This is a genomic window from Armatimonadota bacterium, from assembly GCA_025059775.1.
Taxonomy (GTDB): domain Bacteria; phylum Sysuimicrobiota; class Sysuimicrobiia; order Sysuimicrobiales; family Sysuimicrobiaceae; genus Sysuimicrobium.
Genome location: JANXCW010000005.1, coordinates 72572 through 91476 on the forward strand (window position 1 = coordinate 72572; position 18905 = coordinate 91476).

Genomic DNA, 18905 nt, shown 5'->3' on the forward strand with positions numbered 1-18905 from the left:
GGGTGTTCTCAGGTGCCATCCGATGGCTCAGATCCAGCCTCTTAGAAGACCTACCGGTGTGGCCCTGTTCGTGACGTGTCTGGTGGATCAGTTCTTCCCGGAGGTGGGGGAGGCTGCGGTGGAGGTTCTGGAGCGGGCGGGGGTGCGGGTTACGTTTCCGGAGGCCCAGACGTGTTGCGGCCAGGTGCTGCTCAACGATGGGTTCCCCGGGGAGGCCCTCGAACTCGCCCGCCGGTTTGTGGAGGTCTTCGCGCCCTATGAAGCCGTGGTGTCCCCCAGCGGGAGCTGTGTGGCGTTCGTCCGGGAGTTCTACCCGTACCTCCTCCAGCACACATCCCTGGAGGCCCAGGCGCGGGAGGTGGCGCACCGCACCTATGAGCTCAGCGAGTTCCTGGTGCGGGTGCTGGGGATAACCCGACTCGGAGCGCGGTTCCGGGTCCGCCTGACCTACCACCCCTCCTGCCACCTCCTGCGGGGGCTCGGAGCGGCGGCGTGTGCGGAGCAGCTCGTCCGGAGCGTAGAGGGAGCGGAGTACGTGCCGCTGCCGCGGGCGGAGGCCTGCTGTGGGTTCGGCGGGATCTTCTCCGTGAAGTTCGCGCCCATATCCGAAGCCATGCTGCTGGACAAGCTGGCGGACCTCGAGGCGACCGGGGCGGAGGCGGTGGTGGGCACGGACATGGGGTGCCTGATGCACCTCCGCGGGGCCCTTCAGCGGCGCAGGAGCCCCATTCGGACCCTGCACCTAGCGGAACTCCTGAACGCGAGGGAACCGTGAGCGGGCGCATCCGGTTTCGGGAGTGCAGCGTACGGGCCCTGCAGGACGTGCGACTGCGGGAGGCGCTGCGTCGGGCCACGGAGGACCTGCGGGGGAAGTGGACCCGGGCCACTCAGGAGTTGCCGCACTTCGAAGCGCTCCGGGACCGGGCCAAGCAGATCAAGATGCACACCCTCCTCCACCTGGACCGCTACCTGGAGCAGCTGGAAGCGCAAGTGCAGGCCCGAGGTGGAGTAGTGCACTGGGCCCGGGACGCACCGGAGGCGTGCGCGGTGGTGGTGGAGATCTGCCGGAGCGCGGGTGCCCGTACCGCGGTGAAGAGCAAATCCATGCTCACGGAGGAGATCGGGCTGAACCGGGCCCTGATGCAGGCTGGAATTCGCGTGGTGGAGACCGACCTGGGCGAGTTCGTGGTGCAGCTGGATGAGGACCGCCCCTCCCACCTCATTGCCCCCATCATCCACAAACGACGGGAGGATGTGGCGGAGCTGTTCAGCCGGCACCTGGGGACTCCCGCCCATGCGCCCGTGGAGGTCCTCACCCGGGCCGCGCGGGCCCACCTACGGCAGGTCTTCCTCACCGCGGATGTGGGGATTACGGGTGCCAACTTCCTCGTGGCGGAGACCGGGAGCGTGGTGCTGGTGGAGAACGAGGGGAACGCGCGGATGGTGACCACCCTCCCCCGGGTCCACATCGCGGTGGCGGGCATCGAAAAGGTGATCCCGCGCCTGCGGGATCTGGCGGTGTTCTTGCCGCTGCTGGTGCGCAGCGCCACGGGCCAGAAGCTGAGCAGCTACATCTCCGTGATCAGCGGCCCGCGACGGCCCACGGAGGCGGACGGCCCCGGCGAGTTCCACCTGGTGCTGGTGGACAACCGCCGCACCGCGGTGCTCGCGGACCCGGACCTGCGGGAGGTCCTGCAGTGCCTGCGGTGCGGAGCCTGCCTGAATGCCTGCCCCGTGTACGAGCGGGTGGGCGGGCACACCTACGGTTGGGTGTACGGAGGGCCCATCGGGGCCGTGCTCACCCCGCAGCTGGTGGGGATCTCCCGGGCTCCCGAGCTCCCATACGCCTCCACACTCTGTGGGGCGTGCCGGGAGGTGTGTCCGGTGCGGATCGACATCCCCCGGATGCTGGTACACCTGCGGGCCCGGGTGGTATCCTCCGGCGGGGTGGGGCTGGCGGAGCGCTTGGCCATGCGGACGCTGGGGTGGGTCCTCCGATCCCCCGGGCGTTACCGGCTGGGGTCCAGGCTCGCGCGGGCCGTGTGGCGGGTGTGGGGGGATCGGCCCATCCGGGCTCTTGGGGGCTTGCGCCAGGCATGGACCCACGCGCGCGACTTCCCGCCTCCAGCCTCCAGAACTTTCCGGGAGCGGTGGAGGAAGTGGCGGAAGCCCGATCGGCGATCCTGAGCCGCATCCGCCAGGCCCTGCGGGGGGCTCCGGAGGTTCCCCGCCCGCCCGAAGGTCCTTTGCCCACCTCCGCCCGCTACCGGGCGGAGGTGGAGGGGGATCTCGTGGGGCGGTTTGTGCGGGAAGCGGAGGCGGTGGGCGTTCGGGTCCACCGGAGTTCCGGAGGGGAGCTCGTGCAAACCGTGGCGGAGATCCTGCGGGCTACGGGCGTAAGGCGGGTAGGGGTGGCGGGGAACGTCCAGGCTCTCATCCCCCCACTGCGGGCGGTGGGGTTTGCCGTGGGAGGAGTGGAGGTGGCCCGGGATGCGGACGCGGGCGTGACAGCCGCGGACTGGGGGCTTGCGGAGACCGGAAGCCTTGTGCTGCTTTCGGGTCCTGCTCAGGAGCGTCTCCTCTCGCTTCTCCCGCCCGTGCACGTCGCGGTTCTCGGAGAGGACCGCATCCTCACGGATCTCGACGCCCTCTTCGACCGCCTGGACGACGTTCCCGCTGCCCTCACGTTCATCACCGGGCCGAGCCGTACCGCGGACATCGAGCAGACCCTCACCCCGGGGGTGCACGGCCCCGGAGTGGTGCACGTGGTGGTGGTCCGCGGCCTCCTACCCTAGGGCGAGACTCGCGAAGGAGACAATGCCGCCTGCGGGATCCGGGGCCTGTCCGTAACGCAGGAGCCTCCCACGCGCGGGCTCCAGCACCCGCAGGGCGGTGTACACCGCGGAAAGCGCGTCGATGCGCTGCCGGTTCCCGTCCGCCATCCCCTCCCGCCAGAAGGCCTCCGGGTCTCCCCGTACGATGGCCTCCAGGACCACCCGATCCCGCAGGGAGGTGCGGGAGGCAAGGCGGGCGTCCGGAGGGTCCGGGTCCCCGAACCGGGGACCCACGTGGCTCAGGTCCACCCCCACCACCACCCCCACATCCTTCCGATCTACGGTCAGGTCCCGCAGGGCCCGGATGACCTGCTCGATCTCCGGCACCTCCCGGGGGGAGCCCGGGCCACACCACTGCTCGAACCCGGAGCAGAGGAGGGGAACGATGGAAAACGCACGGCCCTCCAGGGCCACCTGCAGGAAGAGCACCTGGAACTCCAGGGAGTGCTCGGTGCGGTGCACCAGCTCGTGCTCCGTCAGATCCTCGGTCCGGGCCTGTAGGGCCTCCACGAAGGCGGAGTCCACGGGGACCACACCGAGCGGCGTCTGGAAGGCCTTGGTCGTAAGCACAAACGGCGCGGGCGGAGCCGCGTGGGCCACGCCGAGGAGGAGGAACGTGCGGGCGGGGCTCTGGCGGAGGGCCGCGTATGCCCACCCGTAGCACCACCCGCCCCGGTGGAAGTCGATGTGGGGGGCGATGATGCCCCGCGGCCGGATCCCCTCCAGTTCCGCGGGGCGCACCGCCTCCAGGTGTCGGCGGAGCATCGCCCGGAGGGGTTCCGCTTCCGCGGGGTACGAGCGGCCCGCGAGGTAAGGAGGGCGTACCTCCGATCGCCGGTAGGCCTCCAGTTGGTCTCGCCTCCGGGCCTCGAAGGACTCCGTGAGCAGCAGCCCTGCCCGATCCAGCTCCGCCACGATGCGCTCCAGCTCCTCACGGAACAGGATCTCCCCGCCGGAACGGCGCGCGTACTCCGTCTGCACATCCACCACATCCCGGTTCCCGTCCAGCAGGGACGCCACCAGCGCTACCGCGGGCGGGAGAAGCACCGCGTCCTCCACAATGCCCTCCGGGTCCCGCACCCCGATCATCTCCCGGCCGTGGACGCGCACCGGAAAGAACTCCACGGGTCTCAGCCTCGGGAGCGGCACCCCGTCTCCCTCCGGTGCCCCATTGTACCCGGTTCCGATCCGGTAGGCGCAGGTGTGCTAAGCTGGGGACTTGAGGAGGCGAGAGGGTGAGCGAGCGCGGGTGGATCGTGGTGAACGGGGAGCGTCGGCCCCTCCCGGAGAACGGCCTGTTGGGCCTCCTGGAGGAACTGGGGGTGCGTCCCGAGGGGGTCGCCATCGCGGTGAACGCCCAGGTGATCCCACGGGCGCAATGGGCGACGTACGTGCTGCGAGCAGGAGACGAGGTGGAGATCGTGCGGCCCGTGGCCGGCGGTTCGGAGGAGGACGGTTGGGAGTTGGCGGGCATCCGTCTGCGTTCCCGGTTGATTCTGGGAACCGCCCGCTATCCCAACCTGCAGGTGATGCTGGACGCCCTGCGGGCCACGGGCACGGAGATGGTAACGGTGGCCATCCGCAGGGTGGGGTTCGGGGAGGGACCCGAGAACCTGTACCGGATCCTCCAGGAGGAGGGCTACCGCATTCTGCCCAACACCGCGGGTTGCCACACGGCGCGGGAGGCGGTGCTCACCGCGCAGCTCGCGCGGGAGGCCCTGGGCACGGACCTCGTCAAGCTGGAAGTGATCGCAGACGAGGAGACCCTGTTGCCGGATGTGGAAGGGCTATTGGAGGCTGCCCGGATCCTGGTGCGGGAGGGGTTTAAGGTCCTCCCGTACACCAACGACGATCCCATCACCGCCCGCAAGCTGGAGGACCTGGGGTGCGCGGCGGTGATGCCCCTGGCGGCCCCGATCGGGAGCGGACTCGGCATTCGCAACCCCCACAACATTCTCCTCATCCGACAGACCGTGCGGGTTCCCGTGATCGTGGACGCGGGCGTGGGCACCGCTTCGGACGTGGCCATCGCCTTCGAGCTGGGATGTGATGGGGTGCTGCTGAACTCCGCGGTGGCCCGGGCCCGGGATCCCGTACGCATGGCCCGGGCCATCCGACACGCGGCCATCGCAGGTCGGATGGCGTATCTCGCGGGTCGCATGCCCGCGAAGTTCCTCGCGGAGCCCACGAGCCCCATGACGGGCCGCATCCTGGAGCCCGTGCTGCGAGCCGGACAGAATCCGTGAAATCCGTCCCACGCTTCCTCCTCGTCACGGACCGGCACCTGGTAGGGGAGAAGGATCTCGTGAGGGTGATCCAGGCAGCGGTGCGGGGCGGGGTGGAGGCGGTCCAGGTGCGGGAAAAGGATCTTGGGGACGAGGCGCTGGAGGAGCTCGTCCAGCGCATCCGGGAGGCAGTGGGGGAGGGAGTGATCCTCCTCCTCAACGATCGGCCCCACCTTGCGCGTCGCCTGGGAGTGGGACTGCACCTTCCCGAAGGAAGCCCATCCCCAGGGGGGAACTGGCCCCTCTGGGGACGATCCGTGCACTCGCCGGAGGCAGCGGTGCGCGCGAGCCGGGAGCGCCCCGATTACCTGATCGCGGGCCCCGTGTACCCCACGGATTCCAAACCCGGCGGCTCTCCCCTTGGGCCGCGGGGGCTGGGGCAGGTGGTGCGGGCGGCCGGAGGGATTCCCGTACTCGCCATCGGCGGCATCGGAGCGGAGCAGGTCCCGGAGGCCATGGAGGCGGGGGCGTGGGGCGTGGCCGTGCGAGGGGCCATCCTGCGGGCGCAGGATCCCGAGCGGGCCGCGCGGGAGATCCGGCGGATGCTGAAAGATACGCGAAAAATTGTTTGCTCCTCCGAGTGAAGCAGATTTTTGGTGAAGACGCCCGTAGGCGTCTGTGGCCGTGGATGTCGTAAGGTTGGGGTGAACCTGAAGGAGGAGGTGAACATGCCGTACGAGGACATCCTGGTGGAGATCCCGGAGGCGCATGTAGGGCTCATCCGGCTGAACCGTCCCGAGAAGCTGAACGCGCTGAGGACGCAGCTGCTGGACGAACTGGTGCGGGCCTTGGACGACTTCGAGGCAGATCCGGAGATCCGGGTGGTGGTGATCACGGGGAACGACCGGGCCTTCGCCGCAGGCGCGGACATCCAGGAGTTCCGGGACATGACGGCCCTGAAGATGCTCGGCGGGCATCGGCCCCTGGCTTGGGAGCGGATCCGGCGGTTCCCGAAACCCCTCGTGGCCGCGGTGAGCGGGTACTGTTTGGGGGGCGGGTGCGAGCTCGCCATGCTGTGCGACCTCATCGTGGCTTCCGAGACTGCCCGGTTCGGGCAACCAGAGGTTAATATCGGCATCATCCCCGGCGCCGGGGGTACCCAGCGGCTGCCGCGCCTAGTGGGCAAGCACCGGGCCATGGAGATGATCCTCACGGGCCGACCCATCACCGCGCAGGAGGCCCACGCGTGGGGCCTGGTAAACCGGGTGGCCCCTGTGGAGCGCTACCTGGAGGAGGCGATTGCCCTGGCGCGCGAGATCGCCTCGAAAGCCCCGATCGCGGTGCGGCTCGCGAAGGAGGCCATCCTCCGGTCCATGGACACCACGGTGGAGGTGGGGCTGGAATACGAGCGGCGATTGAGTGCCCTCGTGTTCGGCACGGAGGATCGGGAGGAGGGCGTGCGGGCGTTCCTGGAGAAGCGCAAACCCGTCTTTCACGGAAGGTAGGCCGGATGACCCACGGGGTTCAAACGGTGGGCGTGTGTGGGGCCGGAACCATGGGATCGGGGATCGCGCAGGTGTGCGCCCTGGCGGGCTTCCGGGTGGTGCTGTACGATGCGATTCCGCAGGCTCTGCCGCGGGCCCTGGAGCGCATCCGCCGGGAGCTGGAGCGGGCGGTGGAACGGGGGCGGCTCGGGCAGGACGCGCCCGCGCAAACCCTGGGCCGGATCACCCCCACGGAGATCCTGGAGGCCCTGAGCCCGTGCGACCTGGTGATCGAGGCCGCCCCGGAGGACCTGGGATTGAAACAGGACCTGTTCCACCGGCTTGGAGAGGTGTGCCCCGCTGCTCTCCTTGCCACCAACACCAGCGCCCTCTCGGTGGCGGAGATCGCGGCCGCTACCCCCCATCCGGAGCGGGTGGCGGGGCTGCACTTCTTCAACCCCGCGCCCGTAATGCGCCTGGTGGAGGTGGTCCAGGCTCCGCAGACCGCACCGGAGACCGTGGAACGGCTGGTGGCCTTTGCCCGGGACCTCGGGAAGACCCCGATCGTGGTGCGGGATCGCCCGGGCTTCGTGGTGAACCGGGTGAATCGGCCCTTCTACGGCGAGGCCCTCCGGATGGTAGCGGAAGGCCTTGTAGATGTGGCCACCGTGGACCGTGCCCTTCGGGAGGCGGGCGGATTCCGTATGGGGCCCTTCGAGCTCATGGACCTGGTGGGCGTGGACGTGGGATATGCGGTCTCCCAAGCCCTTTACCACGCCTTCTTCGGCGAAAGCCGCTTCCGGCCGCATCCCCTCCAGCGGGAGATGGTCCTCTCGGGGCGGCTGGGGCGCAAGACGGGCCGCGGGTTCTACGCGTACGAAGAAGCGGACAAGACCCCACCGCCTCCCCTGCCGCTCCCTGAGCCGGATGCCGGTCCCTACGCGGTGGCAGGCCAGTCGGGGCTGGCGGAGGAGCTACGGCGTAGGCTACGGGACCGAGGGTACGACGTGGTGGAGGTTCCCGATCCTCCCAGGCGGCCGCTTGCGGTCCGGGCCGCATGGGAGGCGGAGGTGGAGGACCGGAGCCGCAAGCGGGAAATGCTGCGGGCCCTGGACGGCGCGCTTCCGGAGAAGGCGGTGCTGCTGGTGGCGTGCGCGAACGCCGCGAGCGCGGAGTGCGCCGTGTGGGTGGAGAGAGCGGAGCGGCTCGCGGGGTACGTCACCCTTCCGCCCCTTGCGGACCGCAAGGTCCTCGAGTGGACCGTCCACGAGGGCACCCAGGTGGACCCTGCGCCGTTCCTGGCTTCCCTGGGGCTTCCCCTGCTCCGGGTGGGGGATGCCCCGGGTGGGGTGTTTCCGCGGGTTCTGGCGACCCTGGTGAACGAGGCCGCATTCGCATGCGGGGAGGGCGTGGCGACTCCGGAGGACGTGGACGCTGCCATGCAGCTAGGTGCCAACCACCCCTTCGGTCCCTTTGCGTGGGCGGAGCGGGTGGGAATCCGGGCACTGGTGGGTATCCTGGAGGGGCTGCGGGCTTACTACGGGGAGGAGCGGTACCGCACCGCACCCCTGCTGCAGCGGGCGGCGTGGTTAGGGTACTGGCCGGGCAGGCGCGGGCGGAGGGATGGATCGGGGGACTGAACGCAGGAGGAGAGAGCCATGGCGCAAGAGGTGGCGTACCGGGTGGCTTCGGACTTCTACGCGGTGGAGGACCTCCTCACGGATGTCCAGCGATCCGTGCGGGAAACGGTGCGGCGGTTCGTGGACCGGGAGGTGCTGCCGCACATCGGGCGGTGGTGGCTGGAGGGACGCTTCCCCGTGGAGCTGGTCCCCCGGCTGGCGGAGCTCGGGGTGCTGGGCGCCAACCTGCCCGAGGCGTACGGATGCGCGGGGCTCGACAGCATTTCCTACGGGGTCATCATGCAGGAATTGGAGCGGGGCGACAGCGGCCTGCGCTCCTTCGTGAGCGTGCAGGGTTCGCTGGTCATGTATCCCATCTATGCCTTTGGAAGCGAGGAGCAGCGACGGCATTACCTGCCCAAGCTGGCGAGGGGCGAACTCATCGGGTGCTTCGGGCTCACGGAGCCCACCGCGGGAAGCGATCCCGCGGCTATGAACACCCGGGCCCGCCGCACCGCCCGCGGCTGGGTGATCACGGGTACCAAGATGTGGATCACCAACGGCTCCATCGCCCACCTGGCCATCGTGTGGGCCAGGGACGAATCCGATGCCGTGCGGGGGTTCATCGTACCCACGGACCTCCCGGGATTCTCCGCCCACGACATCCACACGAAGATCTCCATGCGGGCATCGGTCACGAGCGAGCTGGTGCTGGAGGAGGTGGAGGTTCCAGAGGAGTTGGCGCTTCCCGGCGGCGTGGGGCTCAGCAAGGCCCTGAGTTGCCTCACCCAGGCCCGGTACGGGATCGCGTGGGGAGCGGTGGGTGCCGCGGTGGCCTGCTTCGAGGAGGCCCTTAGCTATGCGCAGGGCCGCATCGCCTTCGGGCGGCCCATCGCGGCCACCCAGATCATCCAGGAACGGCTCGTGGACATGCTCACCAAGATCACCACGAGCCAGCTGCTGGCCTACCGGCTGGGGCAGCTCAAGGATGCGGGCCGGATGCACTACGCCCAGGTGTCCCTGGCGAAGCGGCACAACGTGCGGGCCGCCCTGGAGGTGGCCCGGGATGCCCGCCTGATCCTGGGCGCCTACGGGATCACCGCGGAGTACCACGCCATGCGGCACGCGGCGAACCTGGAGTCCGTGGACACCTACGAGGGCACCTACGACGTCCACACCCTCATCGTGGGCCGCCAGATCACGGGACAGTCCGCCTTCGGCCGGGATTAGCCCCGTGGAGGACTTCGCCCCGCATTTCGAGGAGGTCGCTCCGGGTGTCCGGCGGCTCCGGGTCCCGGTTCCCTTCCCCACCCGGTGGGTCAACGTGTACCTGGTGGGAGACGGTGCGGACGCGGTGCTGGTGGATACAGGGTATCCCTTCCCTCCAGGACGACGCGTGCTCCAGGAGGCGCTGCGGCGGACTGGTTCCCGGCCCCGGGTGATCCTCATCACCCACGCCCACCCGGACCACTTCGGCATGGCCCTGGAGCTGCAGGAGCGGTTCGGTTGCTCCGTGTGGATGGAGGCCCGGGAGTGGGAGGTGACCTGGGCGTACCGCCCCGGGACGGAAGTCTGGGAGGAAGTGGCCCGGCAGTTCCTCCGGGCCGGGATGCCCGCGGAAAGGGTCCGTCAGACCGTGGAGAGTGGACAGAAGGTCTGGGAGCCTGCGAAGCCCCCGCGGGTGGGCCGCCTCCTGCGCGAGGGGGAGGTTCTGAACCTAGGGGGAGGGCGGTGGGAGGTCTTCCTCACCCCCGGGCATGCGCCGGCCCACGTATGCCTCTACGAGACACGCACGGGCACGCTCCTCGCGGGGGATCACCTCCTTCCCCGCATCACCCCGAACATCGGACTGTGGCCGCTGGCGGGCCCCGATCCCCTTGCGGATTTCCTCCGCAGTCTGCACGGACTGCGGGATCTGCCCGTGCGGCAGGTGCTTCCCGGGCACGGGGACCCCTACGAGGGATGTGCGGAGCGCACCGAGGAACTGCTGGCCCACCATGCGTCCCGCCTGGAGGCCGTGGAGGCCGTGTTGCGGGGAGGGGCCCGCACCGCCTACGAGGTGCATCTGGCGCTTTTCGGGGCAGACCTGGATCCCCACAACGAGCGGTTCGGCCTCACAGAGGCCATGGCCCACCTGGTGTACCTGGAGCAGCGGGGGAAGGTTCGGACCCAGGATGGGGATCCCGTCCGCTACATCCTGAGCCGCGGAGGAGACGGATGGCAAACGAGATCATCGCGGTGATCGGGGGAACGGGCAAAGAGGGGTTCGGGCTCGGGCTCCGGTGGGCCACCGCGGGCCTTGCGGTAATCCTCGGGTCCCGCAGCCGTGAGCGGGCGGAGGATGCGGTGCTCCGGGCCCGGAGCCTCCGACCTGAAGCACAGCTTTCCGGGGCCCTCAACCGGGAGGCCGCGGAGGCCGCCACGGTGGTGGTGCTGACCATCCCCTTTGCGGCCCAGGAGGCCATCCTTTCGGACATCCGGGAAGCGGTGCGTGGAAAGGTCGTGGTGGACGCCACCGTACCCCTCCGCCGGCTGCGGCCACCGGAGCTGGACATCCCTCCGGCAGGCTCCGCAGCCCAGCAGGCACAGCGTCTCCTGCCGGAAGCCCGGGTGGTGGCCGCCTTCCACACCCTCTCCGCACACCGGCTCCAACGGCTGGAAGTCCCCCTGGAGGAGGACACCCTGGTCTGCGGGGACGACCCGGAGGCGAAGGAGACGGTGATCCGGTTGAGCCGGAGGATCGGCCTGCGCGGGCTAGATGCGGGAGGACTCGAGCAGGCCGCCACCCTGGAGCGCCTCGCGGTCCTGATCCTTCAACTCAACCAGCGCTACGGCAAGAAGGACATCGGGGTGCGGTTCGTGGGAGTATAGCTGATGCAGTACGGGGAAGGAAACTTAGTGCAGCCGGAGGATTGACGGACATTCCTCCCCCTCGCTGCCATGGGTGTGGTTGGAGGGGGATGGACGCACCCAGAGCGTGGGACGTGGGCGGCGAGGAATTCAACCTCGCCGCGTTCCTGTTGGACCGGCATGTGCAGGAAGGGCGGGGAGACCGGCCCGCCCTACACTTTGCGGACAGGACTGTCTCGTTTCGGACCCTGTTCGAGCAGGCGAACCGAGCCGCTTTCGCTTTCCGACGGCTCGGGGTGGAGCCTGAGAACCGGGTGCTCCTGTGCTTGGCGGATCGCCCCGAGTTCTACGCCGCCTACTTCGGCGCGTTGAAGATCGGAGCGGTTCCCGTACTGGTCAGCACCCTCGCGACCCCCCCTGAGTATGCGTATTTCCTCCGGCACAGCCGGGCGAAGGTGGCGGTGGTGGATGAAGCGGTGGCAGCCCGTCTACGGTGCCTGCAGGATCCCCCTCCCGCCCTGCGGCACGTGGTGGTGGTGGGAGAGCCTGTAGGCCCGGAGATCGGGTGGGAGGATCTCCTGAGCGGGGTTCTACCGCAGCCACAACCCGTCTGCACCGCTCCGGACGACATGGCTTTCTGGATGTACAGCTCCGGAACCACGGGCCGGCCCAAGGCGGTGGTGCACCTGCACCGCGACCTCCTGCACTTCATGCCCCCCCACTGCCGGGAGGTGGTGGAACTCGGACCTGAGGACAAGGTATACTCCACCTCCAAGCTGTACTTCTCCTACGGCCGCAACAACTCCCTGGACAGCCCCTTCCTGTGCGGGGCCCAGGTGGTGCTGAATCCGGATCGACCCGAGCCCGGAGCGGTGCTGGATCTGCTGGAGGCACACCGGCCCACGGTCTTCTACAGCGTTCCCACCTTTTATGCAGCCCTCTTGGACCACCTCCACCGCACGGGCCGGCGCCTGTCCCTCTCCTTCCTGCGGTGTTGCGTCTCCGCGGGCGAGCCCCTGCCGAAGCCGGTGTTCGATCGGTGGTGGGAGCGGTTTCGCATTCCCATCTTCGACGGGGTGGGGTCCACGGAGGTGGGAGCTATCTACCTCTCCAATACCCCCCGCAGACTCAAACCCCCCAGCAGTGGGGTGCTGCTTTCGGGGTTTGAGGGGAGAGTGATGGACGAGGAAGGCCGGGAGGTCTCCAGGGGAGCCGTGGGCATCCTGTGGGTGAAGAACGAGGGGATCTTCGCAGGGTACTGGAGGGATCACCGGAGGACCCGACAGGTCCTGCAGGGGGAGTGGTTCGTCACGGGGGATCTGTTCTCCGTGGACGACGAGGGGTTCTACTGGTACCGGGGGCGGATGGACGATCTGCTTAAGCCCGGAGGTCTGTGGGTCTCCCCCCTGGAGGTGGAGGGAATTTTGCTGGAGCACCCCGCGGTGGCGGAGTGTGCGGTGGTGGGGGCGCCGGACGAGATGGGACTGGAAAAGCCTATAGCCTTTGTGGTGCTCCGGGAAGGATACACGCCCTCGCCGAGCCTGGAACAGGGGTTGCGGGAGTTCGTGCGCGCGCGACTTGCCGGCTACAAGCACCCCCGGTGGTTTCGGTTCGTACGGGAGCTCCCCCGGACGGCCACGGGGAAGCTGCAGCGCTACCGCCTGCGGGAGGCCCTCTGTCAGGAGCGAGGGGCTGCGTCCTGAGCACAGGCCTCGCGGACACCCGGGAGGGACGGAGCCACGTCCTCCCGGACCAGGCAGACCTTCTCCGCGGCCTCCTGGAAGAAGTACCCGCTGCCGCCCTCGCCCACAATGCGCACCAGGCGAGGCCCGTCCAGGACCAGGATCCCACCCAGGATGTGCACGCCCCTCTGGAAGAACGGTTCGGGCCAGGGGGAAGCCGTGGGACCTGCCAGTACCACCCGGCGCGCCCCGCGGCAGGAATCGAGGAGCTCGTCCAAGCCGCCTTCCACCAGAGAAGAACCCGTGATGACCACCACCGTGGCCTCCCGCAGCACCTCCGCGGCGCCCTCCGGCGGCCGCCACAGGACGCGTTCCTCCTCCCGCAAAGCTTCTGGATGACGGTCTATGACCCACAGGGCCGATACCGTGCCCTTCAGGCTCTTGATGAAAGGGGAGAACGCACCCACCAGGACCACCCGGTCCTCACCGGAGACTCCCGCGGCCTCGAGGGCATCAAGGCCGGGAATCCGTACGCCCCCGGGAACGCCGAACCGATCCATGGCGAGGGCAGATAGGGCGTTCAGGGTGGCCACTCCTACCGCCCGCCGCAGCGCTACGGGCGAGCGGACCTCCGCGACCAGTTTCCACGCGTCCTGCCCCCCTAAGCGTCCCGCGGGCGGGGCAGCGGCCGCGGAGCGGGGGCAGCAGACGGTGTCCGAAAGCCCACGGGGGGTAAACGCCACCCCCACGTGGCCCGTGATGAGGGCCACCGCGGTGTAGAAGACGCCCACCCGGACGTCCTGAACGACCAGCGGATCCTCCCCCAGCCGTGCCGAAAGGGCCTTCAGGCAGGCCTCAAGAAGCCGCATGCGCCACCTCCCGCGGGATCTCTGCTTTTTTTGTACTCCATGGGGGCGGCGATGGGCGAGGGCGGAGGGAGGGTGTGTTGTAAAATAGGCGCGACGATGCGCTTGCAGGAGCATTCCTCCGATGCCTGAGCTACCCAAAGCACCGCGAACCTGGCGGGGAATCGATGCGTTGTTCCAGCCCCGTGGGGTGGCCATCGTGGGAGCCTCTCCGGACCCGGGTTCCCCTGGACACCAGATCCTCCGGTTCGCCACCCAGACCCACTTCGCGGGTGCCGTCTACCCGGTGCACCCCTCCGCATCGGAAGTGGCAGGCTTCCGAGCCTATCCCTCCGTCCTGGAGATTCCGGGTCCCGTGGATCTCGTGGTCCTCGCGGTGCCCGCCCGGGTGTGCGTGGAGGTGGCCAGACAGATCGCGCGGCGTCACGACGAGCGCGGGGACGCAGCCGCGGTGGTGGTGGTCTCTGGGGGGTTCGCGGAGACGGAGACTCCAGAGGGGCGTCTCCTCCAGGAGGCCCTCCTGGAGCCCCTCCGGCCTCGGGGCATCCGGGTGGTGGGCCCCAACTGCATGGGGGTACTGGACACCCGTACGGGCGTGACCACCACCTTTGACCTCGGGACCTACCCAGGAGGGGGTCTAGCCCTGGTGACGCAGAGCGGGGCGTTTGCCATCTCGTTCCTTCAGTGGGCCCGTCCCCTCGGCATGGTGGGGCTCTCGAAGCTGGTGTCCGTGGGGAACATGGCGGATGTGGACATGACCGAGCTGGTGCGCTACCTGGGCGCCGACCCCCACACCCGGGTGATCGGAGTGTACCTGGAGGGGCTCCGGGATGCCCGCGGGTTCGTCCTGGCGGCCGCGGAGGTAGCCTGCGCCAAGCCCGTGGTGGTCTACAAGGCCGGACGCACGGAGCTGGGAGCCCGGGCCGCCAGCAGCCACACGGGTTCCCTCGCGGGACAGGACGAGATCTACGAGGGAGCTTTCCGGCAGGCAGGAATCCTACGGGCGCGCAGCATGTCGGAATTCTACGACCTCGTGCGGGTCCTGGAGAAGCTGCCGCTCCCTAGGGGCAACCGGGTGTGCGTGTGCAGTGCCATCGGGGGCCCGGGCACCATCTGCGTGGACGAGGTGGCCGCCAGCGGTGTCCTACAGCTGGCCCGTTTCTCGGATCCCGTGCGGGAGGTGCTGCGAGGGATCCTGGCACCCACCGCCACCATCGGTAGGCCCGACGGCTATCTGGACATGACGGGATCCATCCGTGCCCGGACCCACGGAGAGGTCCTGCGGGTGGTTCTGGAGGCCCCGGAGGTGGACGCGGCCCTCCTCCTCACCACCCCGCCCGCGTTCCTGGACGAGGAGGAGGTGGCCGAGGCCATTCTGGAGGCTTACTGGGCTCAGCCCGAGCCCCGCAAGCCCGTGCTGCCCGTGCTCACCTTCGGGGATGCGGTGGCCCGGGCCCGCAGGAGGCTGGAGGCTGGAGGCCTCCCCACCTTCGAATTCCCAGATGCCGCGGTCCGAGCTCTGGCCCAGGTGGTGCGGTACGTCCACGATCGGATGCGCAAGCGCTAACCGGAGGTTCCACCCATGCCTCACCCCGTGATCACACAGGCTCTGGAGCAGGGTCGCGGCTTCCTCCTGGAGCCGGAAAGCTATGCCCTGTGTGAGGCATACGGAATCCCGCACGCGCCCTTCGCCGTGTGTCGCACCGCGGAGGAAGCGGTGGAGGCCGCGGATCGCGTGGGCTATCCCGTGGTGCTCAAGGTGATCTCCTCTCAGATCCTGCACAAGTCCGACGTGGGCGGGGTGGTGGTGGACCTGCGGTCGGGCGAGGAGGTGCGGAGGGCATATCCCCAGCTGCTGGAAACGGTGTCCCGACACGCCCCGCAAGCCTCCGTGGACGGCATCCTCGTGCAGCGCATGGAGAAAGGGAGCGCGGAGCTGGTGGTGGGGGGCGTGGTGGATCCCCAGTTCGGCCCCGTGGTCATGGTGGGCGGAGGCGGGATCCTCGTGGAGCTCCTGCGGGACGTCTCCTTCCGGCTCGCGCCCCTTGACCTGGAGGAAGCCCTCCAGCAGCTGGCGGAGACCCGGGCGTACCGGCTCCTGCAGGGCCTGCGGGGTCGCCCGCCCGCGGACATCCGGGCCGTGGGGGAGATGTTGGTGCGGGTGGGAGAGCTGCTGGTGGCAGAACGGGCCATCCGGGAGCTGGATCTGAACCCCGTGGTGGCGGGACCGGAAGGGTGCGTGGCGGTGGACGCCCGCATGGTGCTACAAACGGATCCCCCGGAAGACCGCCCTTGATCTAGCGCATCGGTTCTCCGCAGTATTCCCCCTCCGTTCTCCGCCGGATTGTCCAGGGAACTGCCCCGGGGCGTATACTGCGGTCGAGACTGACCATCCGGTCAAAAACCGGGGGTGCCCTCATGGACCAGCCGGTACGCCTCCGGGTGAACGGACAGGAGTATCGCCTGCTCGTGCCCGTTCACCGGACCCTCCTGGAGGTTCTGCGGGAAGATCTGGGGCTGGTGGGGACCAAGCACGGATGCGAGCTGGGGGAGTGCGGGGTGTGCACGGTGCTGGTGGACGGCAAACCCACGCTGAGCTGCCTCCTGCTGGCGGTGGACGCGGAGGGCCATGAGGTCACCACCATCGAGGGGCTGAGCCGGGACGGCGAGCTGCATCCCCTGCAGCGGGCGTTTGTGGAGCTCGGTGCCCTCCAGTGTGGGTACTGCACGCCTGCCATGATCCTTACCGCGAAGGCCCTCCTGGAGGAGGTCCCCGCACCTACCGAGCAGCAGATTCGGGATGCCCTGTCCGGGGTGTTCTGCCGGTGCACGGGATATCTGAAGATCCTCGAGGCGGTTCGGGCCGCGGCAAGGCACCTGTCCGTAGGTTCCACGGCGTCCGAGTCAAGGTAAAAGGAGGAGCGCCCATGGCGGTGGTGAAGGAGCGGGAGGAAGTCTTCACGGTGGTGGGCCAGCGCCTTCCGCGGGTGGACGGTTGGGCCAAGGTGATGGGGCGGGCCCAGTACACGGACGACCTTTCCCTGCCGGGAATGCTCTTCGGCAAGCTCGCCCGCAGCACCCAGGCCCATGCCCGGATCCGGGAGATCCGGGTGCAGCGGGCCCTGGCACTGCCGGGGGTGGTGGCGGTTATCACCGGGAGAGATCTGCCCGTCCGCTACGGGGTGTTCCCCGTGGGCCAGGATGAAACCGCGCTCGCGGTGGACAAGGTGCGGTATGTGGGAGAGCCCGTGGCCGCGGTGGCCGCGGTGGACCCCTACACCGCAGAGGAGGCGGTCCGCCTCATCGAGGTGGACTACGAGCCGCTTCCCGCCCGCATGACCGTCGAGGAGGCCTTGGCGCACCCGGAGCCCCGCATCCACGACTACGGCCCCTTCGGGAACGTGCACCGGCTGGCGTCGCTGGAGTTCGGGGATGTGGAGCGGGGATTCGCGGAAGCGGACTACGTCCGGGAGGACCTGTTCTTCTATGAGGGCAGCACCCACGCGCCCATGGAGCCCCACAGCGCCCTCGCATGGTGGGATCCCGGGGCGAAGAAGCTCACCCTGTGGACCTCCCACCAGGGGCCCCATTACCTGCACAAGGGGCTCGCCAAGGCCCTGCAGCTGGAGGAGCATCAGGTACGGGTCATCGTGCCCGCGGTAGGGGGCGGGTTCGGGGGGAAGCTGGACATCTTCCACCACGAGGTGTGCGCGGCCAAACTCAGCATGCTCACGGGCCGGCCCGTGAAGATCACCCTGACCCGGGAGGAGGTGTTCTACGCCCACCGGGGGCGGCATCCGGAACTTTTGCGCATCCGCACCGGCGTCACGCGGGACGGCCGGATTGTGGCCATGCACGTGGAGGCCTACCTGGACGGAGGCGCGTACTGTTCCTTCGGGCCGGCGACCATGCTGTACGCGGGCACCCAGCAGCCCGTGAGCTACCGCATCCCGCACTACCGGTTCCAAGGGGTGCGGGTGTTCACCAATAAACCCCCCTGCGGGCCCAAGCGGGGACACGGGACCCCGCAGGCCCGGTGCGCCCTGGAGGTCCACCTGGACAAGCTGAGCGAGGACCTCGGGCTGGACCCTGTGGAGCTGCGGCTGCGCAACCTCACGGGGCCCAATGAGCTCACGGTGAACTGGCTGGAGATCACCAGCAACGGACTGCGGGCGTGCATCGAGAAGGTGGTGGAAGCGAGCGGCTGGTACCGCAAGCGCGGGCGGCTTCCGTACGGACGCGGCATCGGGTTCGCCTGCAGCGCCTACCTCACGGGAGCTGGGGGCTCCATCTACTTCAGCGACATGCCCCACTCCGAGGTGCACCTCCGGGTGGATCGCACGGGAGTGGTCACCGTGTACACCCTGGCCACGGAGATCGGACAGGGATCCGCCACCGCGGTGGCCACCATCGTGGCAGAGGTCCTGGGGCTGAGCCCGCAGGAGATCTGCCTCGTCACCTCTGACACAGATCTCACCCCCATCGACCTCGGCAGCTACAGCAGTCGCGTGACCCTCATGGTGGGCAATGCGGCCTACGAAGCCGCCTGCCGGGTGCGGAACCTCTTGCTGGAGGCGGTGGCGGAGCGACTCCAGGTTCCCCGGCATCGTTTGATCTGCCGGAACCGGCGCATCTACGACGCGGAGAACCCGGAGGTGGGAGCTTCCTTCGCCCAGGCGGCGCAGTGGGCGGAGGCGAAGTTCGGATGCCTGTCCACCTCTGGGAGCTACCGGCCGCCGGAGAAACTGGGCACCTACAAGGGATCGGGCGTGGGACCTTCTCCCACCTACACCTTCTCCGCCTGCGTGGCGGAGGTGCGGTGCGATCCAGAAACGGGGGAGGTGAAGGTGGAGCGGGTGTGGGTGGCCCACGACATCGGCCGTGCCCTCAACCCTACCCTGGCGGAAGGTCAGGTGGAGGGCAGCGTGTACATGGCCCTGGGCGAAGCCCTGCTGGAGGAGCAGGCCTTTCGCAAGCACCTGCACCGGGGCCCCTCCCTCCTGGACTACAAGATCCCCACCATCCACGAGATGCCGGAGGTGATCACCCTCTTCGTAGATACCGAAGACCCCCGGGCGCCCTTCAGCGCTAAGGAGGTGGGGCAGGGGCCGCTGCTGTGCGTCGTACCTGCAATCCTCAACGCCATCGTGGACGCCCTCAAGATCCGGGTGGACGAGGTCCCCGTGACCCCGGAGAAGATCCTCAAGGCCCTGGAGGAACGCCGAAAGGGACGGCCCGCCCGGGTGGGGCCCACCAAGCTTCCCCCCTTCTCCTTCCCTGCCCCCGAACGGGTGGCGCGGCCCCCGCAGTGGGAACTGGAGGCGAAACCCGCATAGGAGGCGACC

Annotated in this window: 16 protein-coding genes and 2 pseudogenes; 16 read left to right on the plus strand and 2 right to left on the minus strand. The window is 69.0% G+C overall.

Annotated features, from left to right (window positions below; all coding sequences use genetic code 11):
- The first annotated feature begins 22 nt into the window (after positions 1 to 22).
- The 3 genes from N0A24_05345 to N0A24_05355 are packed head-to-tail and all read left to right on the plus strand — an operon-like array spanning position 23 to position 2795.
- Positions 23 to 775 carry a (Fe-S)-binding protein gene (locus tag N0A24_05345; protein MCS7172816.1) on the plus strand — a complete coding sequence of 251 codons (753 nt, stop codon included), beginning with the start codon at positions 23 to 25 and terminating at the stop codon, positions 773 to 775.
- Positions 772 to 2187 carry a LutB/LldF family L-lactate oxidation iron-sulfur protein gene (locus N0A24_05350; GenBank protein MCS7172817.1) on the plus strand — a complete coding sequence of 472 codons (1416 nt, stop codon included), beginning with the start codon at positions 772 to 774 and terminating at the stop codon, positions 2185 to 2187. The genes N0A24_05345 and N0A24_05350 overlap by 4 nt, the downstream gene beginning before the upstream one ends.
- Positions 2151 to 2795, plus strand: coding sequence for an LUD domain-containing protein (locus tag N0A24_05355; GenBank protein ID MCS7172818.1), 645 nt, complete (start codon positions 2151 to 2153; stop codon positions 2793 to 2795). The genes N0A24_05350 and N0A24_05355 overlap by 37 nt, the downstream gene beginning before the upstream one ends.
- Here the strand turns inward: N0A24_05355 and amrB are convergent.
- Positions 2787 to 3983: an AmmeMemoRadiSam system protein B gene (gene amrB / locus N0A24_05360; GenBank protein ID MCS7172819.1), complete on the minus strand. Its 1197-nt coding sequence runs from the start codon at positions 3981 to 3983 to the stop codon at positions 2787 to 2789. The genes N0A24_05355 and amrB overlap by 9 nt on opposite strands.
- A 104-nt stretch (positions 3984 to 4087) precedes the next feature.
- Between amrB and thiS the strand changes: the two genes are divergently transcribed.
- The 9 genes and pseudogenes from thiS to N0A24_05405 all read left to right on the plus strand — a co-directional run bounded on the left by thiS (position 4088) and on the right by N0A24_05405 (position 12887).
- Positions 4088 to 5080 (plus strand): sulfur carrier protein ThiS, encoded by a 993-nt coding sequence (thiS, locus tag N0A24_05365; protein MCS7172820.1) that lies wholly within the window; start codon positions 4088 to 4090, stop codon positions 5078 to 5080.
- Between the two features lie 59 nt (positions 5081 to 5139).
- A complete protein-coding gene (locus N0A24_05370; GenBank protein ID MCS7172821.1) occupies positions 5140 to 5703 on the plus strand; it encodes a thiamine phosphate synthase in 564 nt (187 codons plus the stop codon).
- A gap of 84 nt (positions 5704 to 5787) precedes the next feature.
- Positions 5788 to 6564 (plus strand): enoyl-CoA hydratase-related protein, encoded by a 777-nt coding sequence (locus tag N0A24_05375; protein MCS7172822.1) that lies wholly within the window; start codon positions 5788 to 5790, stop codon positions 6562 to 6564.
- Between the two features lie 5 nt (positions 6565 to 6569).
- The gene (locus tag N0A24_05380; protein ID MCS7172823.1) at positions 6570 to 8183 is read left to right on the plus strand and encodes a 3-hydroxyacyl-CoA dehydrogenase; all 1614 of its coding nucleotides are present in this window, start codon (positions 6570 to 6572) and stop codon (positions 8181 to 8183) included.
- 18 nt (positions 8184 to 8201) lie between these two features.
- Entirely contained in the window at positions 8202 to 9392 is a 1191-nt protein-coding gene (locus N0A24_05385; protein MCS7172824.1) for an acyl-CoA dehydrogenase family protein, read from the plus strand.
- 4 nt (positions 9393 to 9396) lie between these two features.
- A complete protein-coding gene (locus N0A24_05390) occupies positions 9397 to 10404 on the plus strand; it encodes an MBL fold metallo-hydrolase (GenBank protein MCS7172825.1) in 1008 nt (335 codons plus the stop codon).
- Complete coding sequence (npdG, locus tag N0A24_05395) at positions 10380 to 11033, plus strand: NADPH-dependent F420 reductase (protein ID MCS7172826.1); 654 nt, start codon at positions 10380 to 10382, stop codon at positions 11031 to 11033. Before N0A24_05390 ends, npdG begins: the two co-directional genes overlap by 25 nt.
- A gap of 89 nt (positions 11034 to 11122) precedes the next feature.
- A complete protein-coding gene (locus tag N0A24_05400) occupies positions 11123 to 12715 on the plus strand; it encodes a benzoate-CoA ligase family protein (protein ID MCS7172827.1) in 1593 nt (530 codons plus the stop codon).
- 37 nt (positions 12716 to 12752) lie between these two features.
- Positions 12753 to 12887, plus strand: a pseudogene (locus tag N0A24_05405) (response regulator).
- Here N0A24_05405 and N0A24_05410 read toward each other — a convergent pair.
- A pseudogene (locus tag N0A24_05410) lies at positions 12832 to 13563 on the minus strand (DUF364 domain-containing protein). The pseudogenes N0A24_05405 and N0A24_05410 sit on opposite strands and share 56 nt — an antisense overlap.
- A gap of 121 nt (positions 13564 to 13684) precedes the next feature.
- On the opposite strand from N0A24_05410, the gene N0A24_05415 reads away from it, so the two are divergent.
- The 4 genes from N0A24_05415 to N0A24_05430 all read left to right on the plus strand — a co-directional run bounded on the left by N0A24_05415 (position 13685) and on the right by N0A24_05430 (position 18896).
- The gene (locus N0A24_05415) at positions 13685 to 15127 is read left to right on the plus strand and encodes a CoA-binding protein (protein ID MCS7172828.1); all 1443 of its coding nucleotides are present in this window, start codon (positions 13685 to 13687) and stop codon (positions 15125 to 15127) included.
- Between the two features lie 15 nt (positions 15128 to 15142).
- The gene (locus N0A24_05420; GenBank protein ID MCS7172829.1) at positions 15143 to 15856 is read left to right on the plus strand and encodes an acetate--CoA ligase family protein; all 714 of its coding nucleotides are present in this window, start codon (positions 15143 to 15145) and stop codon (positions 15854 to 15856) included.
- A 122-nt stretch (positions 15857 to 15978) separates the two neighbouring features.
- A complete protein-coding gene (locus tag N0A24_05425; protein ID MCS7172830.1) occupies positions 15979 to 16473 on the plus strand; it encodes a (2Fe-2S)-binding protein in 495 nt (164 codons plus the stop codon).
- A gap of 14 nt (positions 16474 to 16487) precedes the next feature.
- On the plus strand, positions 16488 to 18896 hold the full coding sequence (locus N0A24_05430; GenBank protein ID MCS7172831.1) for a molybdopterin-dependent oxidoreductase: 2409 nt from the start codon (positions 16488 to 16490) through the stop codon (positions 18894 to 18896).
- Positions 18897 to 18905 lie beyond the last annotated feature (9 nt).